This is a genomic window from uncultured Ruthenibacterium sp., assembly GCF_963558415.1.
Classification (GTDB): Bacteria; Bacillota; Clostridia; order Oscillospirales; family Ruminococcaceae; genus Ruthenibacterium.
Genome location: NZ_CAUWGY010000088.1, coordinates 1 through 9,502 on the forward strand (window position 1 = coordinate 1; position 9,502 = coordinate 9,502).

General features: G+C 44.7%; 7 protein-coding genes. 6 read left to right on the forward strand and 1 reads right to left on the reverse strand.

Features of this window, described 5'->3' with window-relative positions; genetic code table 11:
• Positions 1 to 209: 209 nt before the first annotated feature.
• Complete coding sequence (locus tag AB5H98_RS11495) at positions 210 to 557, reverse strand: cysteine-rich VLP domain-containing protein (RefSeq protein WP_367926042.1); 348 nt, start codon at positions 555 to 557, stop codon at positions 210 to 212.
• A gap of 256 nt (positions 558 to 813) precedes the next feature.
• On the opposite strand from AB5H98_RS11495, the gene AB5H98_RS11500 reads away from it, so the two are divergent.
• The 6 genes from AB5H98_RS11500 to AB5H98_RS11525 all read left to right on the forward strand — a co-directional run bounded on the left by AB5H98_RS11500 (position 814) and on the right by AB5H98_RS11525 (position 9,302).
• Positions 814 to 1,506, forward strand: coding sequence for a helix-turn-helix domain-containing protein (locus AB5H98_RS11500; RefSeq protein WP_367926036.1), 693 nt, complete (start codon positions 814 to 816; stop codon positions 1,504 to 1,506).
• Positions 1,507 to 1,528: 22 nt separating this feature from the next.
• Positions 1,529 to 3,535, forward strand: coding sequence for an N-6 DNA methylase (locus tag AB5H98_RS11505; RefSeq protein WP_367926037.1), 2,007 nt, complete (start codon positions 1,529 to 1,531; stop codon positions 3,533 to 3,535).
• A 134-nt stretch (positions 3,536 to 3,669) separates the two neighbouring features.
• The gene (locus AB5H98_RS11510; RefSeq protein WP_367926038.1) at positions 3,670 to 4,059 is read left to right on the forward strand and encodes a hypothetical protein; all 390 of its coding nucleotides are present in this window, start codon (positions 3,670 to 3,672) and stop codon (positions 4,057 to 4,059) included.
• A 147-nt stretch (positions 4,060 to 4,206) separates the two neighbouring features.
• Positions 4,207 to 4,890, forward strand: coding sequence for a restriction endonuclease subunit S (locus AB5H98_RS11515; protein WP_367926039.1), 684 nt, complete (start codon positions 4,207 to 4,209; stop codon positions 4,888 to 4,890).
• Entirely contained in the window at positions 4,890 to 6,326 is a 1,437-nt protein-coding gene (locus AB5H98_RS11520; RefSeq protein ID WP_367926040.1) for a toll/interleukin-1 receptor domain-containing protein, read from the forward strand. Before AB5H98_RS11515 ends, AB5H98_RS11520 begins: the two co-directional genes overlap by 1 nt.
• Before the next feature lie 9 nt (positions 6,327 to 6,335).
• Positions 6,336 to 9,302, forward strand: coding sequence for a type I restriction endonuclease subunit R (locus tag AB5H98_RS11525; protein ID WP_367926041.1), 2,967 nt, complete (start codon positions 6,336 to 6,338; stop codon positions 9,300 to 9,302).
• The last annotated feature ends 200 nt before the right edge of the window (positions 9,303 to 9,502 follow it).

Here is a 9,502-nt window from a genome sequence, read left to right on the forward strand (position 1 = left end):
GCAAAAACTTGGTGACTCAAACAGAAAATTGGGCAGTCGTATAAAACTTTGGGCCGGTGGCTTCTGATGAATGTAAAAGGGTTTTGTAGCCATGACAGGTACCTCCATGCGGACAATTAGAACGTGATTTCTGAGCGATAAGGGGTATTGCTATTCATCTCCATGATTGCCAGGCTGGAAACCGAGCATATATCTGGCTTTTAGAAGCTCTATTTGTCCGTATTCGACCTCCGTTTCCTGTCGCTTGCCGTTTTCTGACGGCGGTGTACCTTGCGGGCACAATTGGAACAATATTTGGCGCGGTTGGATTTTGCCAGAAACAGCGCACCACATTCTGCGCATCGCTTCAATCCCTTGTGACTGGTGATTTCAGCTTGTAAAGCCGGAGCACCCAGCAGAACCCAATCCCGGAACCAGGTGCAGCACAGAGAATAAGAGATGCTTTGCACACAGACGCATGGATCGCCATCATCCAGCGCAATACAATTGCCGCCGTCATAATTGCAGCAAGATTTTCGAATCAGCGCATTGGCTTTTCTCCTTTGCTTGGGTGTCATTTGAATCAACAAATTGTTTTTCCTCCCAGCTTTGTGGTTGCAGCATATGCAGATATTTTTCCATGCGTTTTCCTCCATTTCATGTAGAGAATTGATTTTGTGAGATTTATGGTTTATAATAAACATAAACCATAAACTTTAATTGAATTGTACCGCAGAAAAAGCCTGAATGCGGTATATCAACCACAAATTATTTTGGTTTCAGAAAACACACGTTTGTAAATTATAGTTTATAAACGGATAGGAGGATAAACTCATGCTGTATGACGAAGCACGGATGGCGCTGACCAAAGAGCGGCTGGAAGATCTTCGTAAAGAAAAAAAGCTGTCCTTTGAACAGCTTTCCAAGCAGCTTGCAGAGCGTGGCGTCAACATCAGCCATACAAATCTCAAAAATTATGAAATCAACGATCCTGTCCATCCTCTGTATGGTCGTACCCGCAGCATGAGCATCGAGTATCTGGTCGCCTTTGCGGATTTTTACGATGTGTCGGTGGAGTATCTGCTGGGACTGTCTAACTCTCGCAAACAGGAATACCACAATATTTCTGAGCAGTTGGGTCTGTGCGACGGGGCGATTGAAGAATTGATTCGATGCAAGGAAGATTCTAACAGTGAGGAAGATCCGAAAATATATGCACAGCAGGATACAGCAATTCTAAATGATTTTCTCACCAGTATGGAGTTTGAAATTGTGATGGAGAAGATCAAGCAGAGCTTATTTTCGTACTATCTGTACGCACTGAGCAGTGATGCTTTTGGAACAAAACAGCGTGAGAAAAATGCTGAAAAACTGGAAGAAGCCCGCCTGTTGATGAACAAATATGGTTACTTTCCGGTCGAGAATGATGTAATTTCCCAAGTCCACATGGAAAATGCTATTGGCGTACTGAACTCTTATCTGCGAAAATTGCCGAAGCGACTATATGATGAATTTAGGAAGAACTAAACAAAGAAAGTAGGTTGCTAATATGGATAATCAGATTCACAACCAGATTGTGAGCTTTATTTGGGGCATTGCTGATGACTGTCTGCGCGATGTGTATGTGCGTGGCAAGTATCGTGATGTGATTTTGCCTATGACGGTGATTCGCCGTCTGGATGCTGTTTTGGAGAATACGAAACAGCAGGTTATGGACATGAAAGCCAAACTGGATGCTGCGGGGATTACCAATCAAACGGAGGCACTGTGTGTAGCTGCAGGACAGGCGTTTTGCAACACTTCTCCCTTCCGTCTGCGTGATCTGACGGCCCGCGCCAAGCAACAGCAGCTCAAAGCTGATTTCACCGCATACTTGGACGGTTTTTCTCCAAATGTACAGGAGATTTTACAGAAGTTCCAGTTCCGAAACCAAATTGACACAATGATCGAAGCCGATATTCTGGGCGCAGTCATTGAAAAATTTGTGTCGAAGGAAATCAACCTCAGCCCGAATCCAGTTTATACCGATGATAGTAAAACCGAGATCAAGCTGCCGGGGCTGGATAACCACGCTATGGGTACTATCTTTGAAGAGCTGATTCGCAAGTTCAACGAGGCCAACAACGAAGAAGCCGGCGAACACTACACGCCTCGTGATGTGGTGGAGCTGATGGCAGACTTGATTTTTGTACCCATCAAGGACCAGATCAAGGATGCCACATATTCCTGCTATGATGGAGCCTGCGGTACGGGTGGTATGCTGACCGTGGCGCAGGATCGCCTGCTGGAACTGGCGGAAGAAACCGGCAAGCAGGTTTCGATCCACTTGTTTGGCCAGGAAGTGCAGCCGGAGACCTATGCCATCTGTAAAGCGGATATGCTGCTGAAGGGTGACGGAAAGCAGGCAGAGCATATCAGTTATGGCTCTACGCTGTCGATGGACGGTAACGCTACCAGACAGTTTGATTTTATGCTGTCCAATCCTCCTTACGGAAAGACCTGGAAAGTGGACGCAGAAAAGATGGGCGGCAAAAAAGACATTCTGGACAGCCGTTTCAATGCCTACCTGGAGGATGGGACTCAGCTTGCCATGATCCCCCGTGTCAGTGATGGCCAGTTGCTGTTCCTGCTGAATAATGCGGCGAAGATGAAGACGGATACCCCTCTGGGCAGCCGCATCGCTGAAGTTCACAACGGTTCCGCTCTGTTTACGGGTGATGCAGGTTCCGGTGAAAGCAATGCCCGCCGTTACCTCATTGAGAGTGACCTGGTGGAAGCGGTAATTGCACTGCCGGAGAAAATGTTTTATAACACAGGCATCGGTACTTATATCTGGGTGTTGAGTAACAAAAAAGAGGAACGCCGCAAAGGAAAAATTCAGCTGATCGACGCCACTGCGATGAAATCCCCGCTGCGTAAAAACATGGGCGAGAAAAACTGCGAGCTGACACTGGAGCTCCGGGATGAAATCATGCGAATTTTCATGGAGATGGAAGAAAGCTCCGTCAGCCGTGTATTTGACAACCGGGAATTCGGATATTGGTCCATTACTGTCGAGCGCCCGCTCCGCTTGCGGGTTTACCTTGACAGAACAATTCCTGCCGACACTTTCAAAAAGACGGAGGAGTTGGAGGAAGTACAGAAGGCGATTCGTTCTGTCCCGGCAGGAACTCCGACCGATGATTGGACAGCTTTTGCCAAGGCCACAAAGCTAAAAACGGCCGCATTGAAAAAGATTCGTCCCTTTATCACGGAGAAAGACCCCACGGCGCAGCCCATTGACGGAGAACCTGATACCGACCTGCGGGACACAGAGATTATTCCCTTTACTTATGAGGGTGGGATCGATGCCTTTATGAAAAATGAGGTACTGCCGTATGCGCCGGATGCCTGGGTAGACGAAAAGAAAACTCAGATTGGCTATGAGCTATCCTTCACCAAGTATTTCTATCAGCCGGTGCAGCTGCGCAGCATGGAGGACATAGTGGCCGACCTCAAAAAGTTGGAATCTGAAACCGATGGTATGTTGGCGGAGATTCTTGGAGGGGTGGAGTAATGGGAAAATACGAGAGTTATCAAGAAACACCATATACATGGTTACCTGAAGTCCCAACCCATTGGTCCGCAAAAACTATTCGCTCTATTACCAAGTTATCTAACGAAAGATGTGGCGACAGGAAATATACACTATTGTCTGTGTATCGTGAATACGGCGTAATTCAAAAGGCATCACGCGACGATAATCGCAATGTAGAGAGCGAGGATTTATCAAATTATAAGGTCGTTGTTCCCGGAGATCTTGTACTAAATAAAATGAAAATGTGGCAAGGGTCTTTGGGTGTTTCAAAATATCAAGGAATAGTAAGCCCGGCCTATATTGTGTGCAATGTAGTAGACAGCACTATCAATTTCACTTATCTCCATATGTTACTAAGATCTACAGGATTTAAGACTTATTACAACCAGTTTTCATATGGCGTTCGCGTAGGACAGTGGGATATGCATTATGATGATTTCAAGAAACTGCTAATATATCTTCCGCCCCGCGAAGAACAGGACCAGATTGTTCGTTATTTGTAGTGGCAGACCTATAAAATCAATCAACTAATTGACGCAAAGAAAAGACAGATTCAAGTGTTGAGGGAGTATGCTCTCTCTGCGTGTAATGAGCTACTAACAAGAGGAATTAATCCCAATGTTACATTTCAGCCCACAGGCTCAAACTGGATGGGTGAAATTCCGGTTCATTGGAAAATCAGCAAAATCGCAAAGCATTTCACCATTAAAAAGCGTATTGCAGGAAAAGAAGGATATGATGTTCTATCTATTACGCAGCAAGGACTAAAGGTGAAAGATATATCTACAAACGAAGGACAAATGGCAGCAAACTACTCTGGATATCAATTTGTATATCCGGGTGATTTTGCCATGAATCATATGGACTTGCTGACAGGCTATATTGATATTTCAAAGCATTTCGGTGTTACAAGCCCAGATTATCGAGTATTCGTATTGGATGATACAAAAAATTGTTATCCGGAATACTATCTACAGTTATTCCAACTTTGCTACAAACGAAAAATATTTTATGGGTATGGGCGAGGTGCAGCTAATCAAGGAAGATGGCGTATGCCTGCGGTTAATTTCAGAAATTTTGAAATTCCGTTACCTCCCTATCAAGAGCAGAAGATAATTTCTGCAAAGATTCAGGAAATCAATGCACGGATTGAAAGTGCTTGCTCAAAGCTCGAATCCGAAATCATTACCTTGTCCGAAATGAAGACCCGCCTGATTTCTGATGTTGTCACAGGTCAGATTGATGTGCGGAATATTGAAGTGCCGGCTTTTGAGTCAGTTGAGGAAATGGTGGATGAAGCCGAAGAACCAGAGGACGAGATGGAGGTGGAATAATGAGCACAGAAACTAAAAAGGTATTTATCTCGTATTCTTGGAAAGTTCAAGAAAAAGTAATAGAACTGGCCGAAAGATTGATTTCTAACGGAATTGATGTCATCCTTGACGTGTACGACTTAAAAGAAGGTCAGGACAAGTATGCATTTATGGAGCAATCTGTAAATGATCCAAGCGTAGATAAAGTATTGATCATTTGTGACCGTAGCTATATGGAAAAAGCGAATGATCGCAGCGGTGGCGTTGGAGATGAAACGGTCATTATTTCACCAGAAATATACGGCCAGATGAAGCAGGAAAAATTTATTCCTATCGCTTTTGAAGTAGATGAAGAAGGTAAAGCATGCATTCCTCACTACTTAAAGACTCGGATTTATATTGATCTGACAACTGAAGATGATCGGTATGAAACTGAATATGAAAAATTGCTTAGAAACATCTATCAGAAACCAATACACAAGAAACCAGCTTTGGGCACAAAGCCGGAGTGGTTAGAAGATGAAACTGTAGATTTATCTGCTATTCGCGATATTCTGAAACAGGTTCGAGGGTATACGGGCGGAAATACAGCAAAGGCGGATTTCCTCTTGAGGAAAGCTTCAGATGAATTTGTGGACGCCGCAAAGCAGTATGTACTGCCTAAGGACATAGACATTGCAGATGGGTTGTTAAAAGTAATCGATCAAACTAAACCGTTTAGAGATTTGTTTGTGACCTATTGTGAGAACTTGATATACAGTGATCAGCTTAGAGGTGAAATTTTATCAGAACTATTTGAGCGTTTGTATAACGAACTGCATGATGCTGGTGGAAAAGGGGCCTATAGCGAGAGTGACTTCGAATTATATGACTATATGATTTGGGAGTTTTTTATTTGTGCCACAGCTGTTTTACTTCACTATGAACGATTTGCTGAATTGCGACAACTGCTGGTTCACCCGTATTTTTTGAGAACTGATTACTTTAATTCAAATATTGAACCGCAAACTTTTGATATCTTTCGGAAATATACCAGAACCATCGAAGAAGTATGCAAGCCTAAAAGTGAAAATCCACGTTTATTTACTTTAGCGGGAGAGATACTTGTAAATCGAGAAAAGAAACCGATTCTGACAAAACAGTCAATTGCTAATGCGGATATTGTACTCTACCAGCTAAATGGCATTTTTGATACCTCTGAGAATAAGCGGTGGAGTATGTGGTTCCCTACGACATACATTTATCATCAAGGTCAGCAGGTCCTATGGAAAAAACTAATTTCCAAGTCATATTGCAAAAAAATATTCCCTTTGTTTTCGGTAAATACGGTAGATGAATTGAAAGAAAAAGTGCAAGGATCTGTAGAGAGTCGAGATATCAGGTATAATAATTCTTGGCATAATGCCCCAGGAATTTTGTCCTCAATTAAGCTTGATGAAATTGGAACGCTGGAATGAGGTGACACTATGCCAACCAATACAAAAGAATCTGGCCTTGAAACTTTAATCGTGGATTGGCTGGTCAACCATAACAGCTATGAGCAGGGCACAAATGCCGACTATAACCGCGACTATGCCATTGACGAAACTCGTTTGTTCCGCTTTTTGCAGTCCACGCAGGGCGATGCGATGGACAAGCTGGGCGTGTTCAAAAGTGAGCAGAAAAAGCAGCAGTTTCTCAATCGTCTACAAGGTGAAATTGCCAAGCGTGGAATCATAGATGTTCTGCGCAAGGGAATCAAGGTGTACCCGGTGGATTTGGTCATGTTCTATCTGACCCCAACCGCAAAAAACGTGGCTGCCCGTAAGATGTTCGAGCAGAATATCTTCAGCGTAACCCGCCAACTGATGTACTCCAAGGACGCCACAAGGCTGGCTCTGGATCTATGCGTGTTCATCAACGGTCTGCCGGTTATTACATTTGAGTTGAAAAACCAGCTCACCAAGCAGAATGTGGACGATGCTGTTTATCAATACCAGCATGACCGAGATCCCAAAGAACTGCTGTTTCAGTTCAAACGCTGCATGGTTCATTTTGCAGTGGACGATGCGCAAATCAAGTTCTGTACCAAGCTGGACGGAAAAGCCAGTTGGTTCCTCCCGTTCAACAAGGGATATAAGGATGGAGCGGGGAATCCGCCCAATCCAAACGGCATGATGACCGATTATCTCTGGAAGGACATTCTGACCAAGCAGAAGCTGGCCCGCATTATTGAAAACTACGCCCAAATGGTGGAAAAGGAAGACCCGGACACCAAAAAGAAAACATATACTCAGGTATTTCCTCGATACCACCAGCTGGATGTGGTAGAGCGGTTGCTGGCGGATGTGAAGGCAAACGGTATTGGACAGCGGTATCTCATTCAGCACAGCGCCGGTTCCGGAAAATCCAACTCTATTACTTGGCTGGCTCATCAGCTCATAGGGCTGGAATCGGACGATGGCGAGCTAATTGTGGACAGTGTGATCGTTGTTACGGACCGAGTGGTTCTGGACAAGCAGATTCGGGATAACATCAAGCAGTTCATGCAGGTGAGTAGCACCGTAGCATGGGCGGAACATTCCAGCGATCTGCGAAAGGCAATTCAGGCTGGGAAACGAATCATCATTACCACCGTGGAGAAATTCCCCTTTGTCCTTTCTGACATTGGCACACAGCACAAGGATAACCATTTTGCAATCATTATCGACGAGGCCCATTCCGGGCAGAGTGGGCGCACTTCGGCAAAGATGAACCTCGCTCTTTCTGGACTGGCCTCTGAGGAAGAACAGGATAATGAGGATAAAATCAATGCCATGTGTGAGGGCCGCAAGCTGCTGAAAAATGCCAGCTACTTCGCCTTTACTGCCACGCCTAAGAATAAAACCCTGGAGACCTTCGGAACCCCGTACCAAGAGGGAGATAAAATCAAGCATCGCCCATTCCATGTCTATACCATGAAACAGGCAATCCAAGAGGGCTTTATCCTGGATGTGCTTAAATACTATACCCCTATCGACAGCTTTTATCGCTTAAAAAAGACCGTGGAGGACGATCCGCTCTACGATAAGAAGAAAGCTCAAAAGAAGCTCCGTGCCTTTGTAGAGAATCAGTCTTTTACTGTTGAGCAAAAAGCTGAAATGATGGTCAGCCATTTCCACGAACAGGTGATTGCCAAGGGTAAAATTGGTGGAAAAGCCAGAGCAATGATTATCACCAGCAATATTGAGCGTTGCATTGAATACTACTATGCGGTCAATAGATGCTTAGCTGCTCGGCATAGTCCTTATAAAGCAATCATCGCGTTTTCTGGCGAAAAGGAATTTCACGGTCAGCAGCCTGCATTGACTTCTGCGGGGCTAAATGGATTCCCGGATAACAAAATCCAAAAGACATTTAAGCAAGATCCCTACCGTTTCTTGATTGTGGCGGATATGTTCCAAACAGGCTATGATGAACCGCTGTTGCACACCATGTATGTGGATAAGCCACTTTCTGACATTAAGGCCGTGCAGACGCTCTCTCGGCTCAATCGCGCTCATCCGCAGAAGCATGATACTTTTGTTTTGGACTTCGCCAATGATTCAGCCACGATTGTGGAGGCTTTTTCTCGGTACTACCGCACCACATTGCTGTCGGATGAAACTGATCCCAACAAACTCTATGACCTGATTGCCGCAATGGAGGAGTATCAGGTATTCACACAGGATCATGTAGAGAAACTGGTCAATCTCTACCTCGACGGTGCCGAGCGGGATCGCCTTGATCCTATTCTGGATGCTTGCGCTGCTGCATACAAAGAACTGGATGTCGACGGACAAATCAAATTTAAAAGTGCGGCCAAATCCTTTGTGCGTACTTATGGATTCCTGGGGGCTATTCTCCCTTATGGAAATCCTGATTGGGAAAAGCTCTCGATTTTCTTGAATCTGCTTATCCCGAAACTGCCGTCTCCGCCAGAGGATGATTTTACACAGGGGATTTTAGAGGCGATTGATCTGGATAGCTATCGCTTAGAGGCTAAGGAATGTATTTCTCTTGTGCTTCAGGATGAAGATGTAGAAGTGGCCCCTGTGCCGACGGGTCAGATCGGAGCCAAGAAAGAGCCGGAGATGGATTTGCTCTCTGCCATCTTGACCACATTCAATGATATGTTTGGCAACATAGATTGGAATGATGCGGATAATGTCCGCCGTCAAATCCTTGAGATTCCGGCTATGGTTTCCAAAGATGAGCACTATCAAAATGCTATGAAAAACTCCGATAAGCAAAATGCTCGTATTGAAAGTGAGCGTGCTTTGCAGCAGGTTATTTTTAGCATTATGGCTGACAATATGGAACTGTTCAAGCAGTTTCAGGATAATCCCGATTTCAAAAAATGGCTGTCTGATCTAGTGTTTAATTTGACTTACAATAAAGACGGAAAGCCTTATCAAACGCCGTCTCAGAATTGAGAAAACCGCAGTAGAATTACCCCTATGTCCTGAACCGTGGCATAGGGGTAATTCTAAATAAAAAAGCGTTCGCAGAACGCGCAGCCGCAGAATGAAGTTCTGCGATCAAAAGGGGTTTGGGGGCGCTGCCCTCAACAAGCAGACGGCAGGAAATGTGAGTGTGTATTAACACTCGCATTGCTTGCCGGATTTGTGTGTGG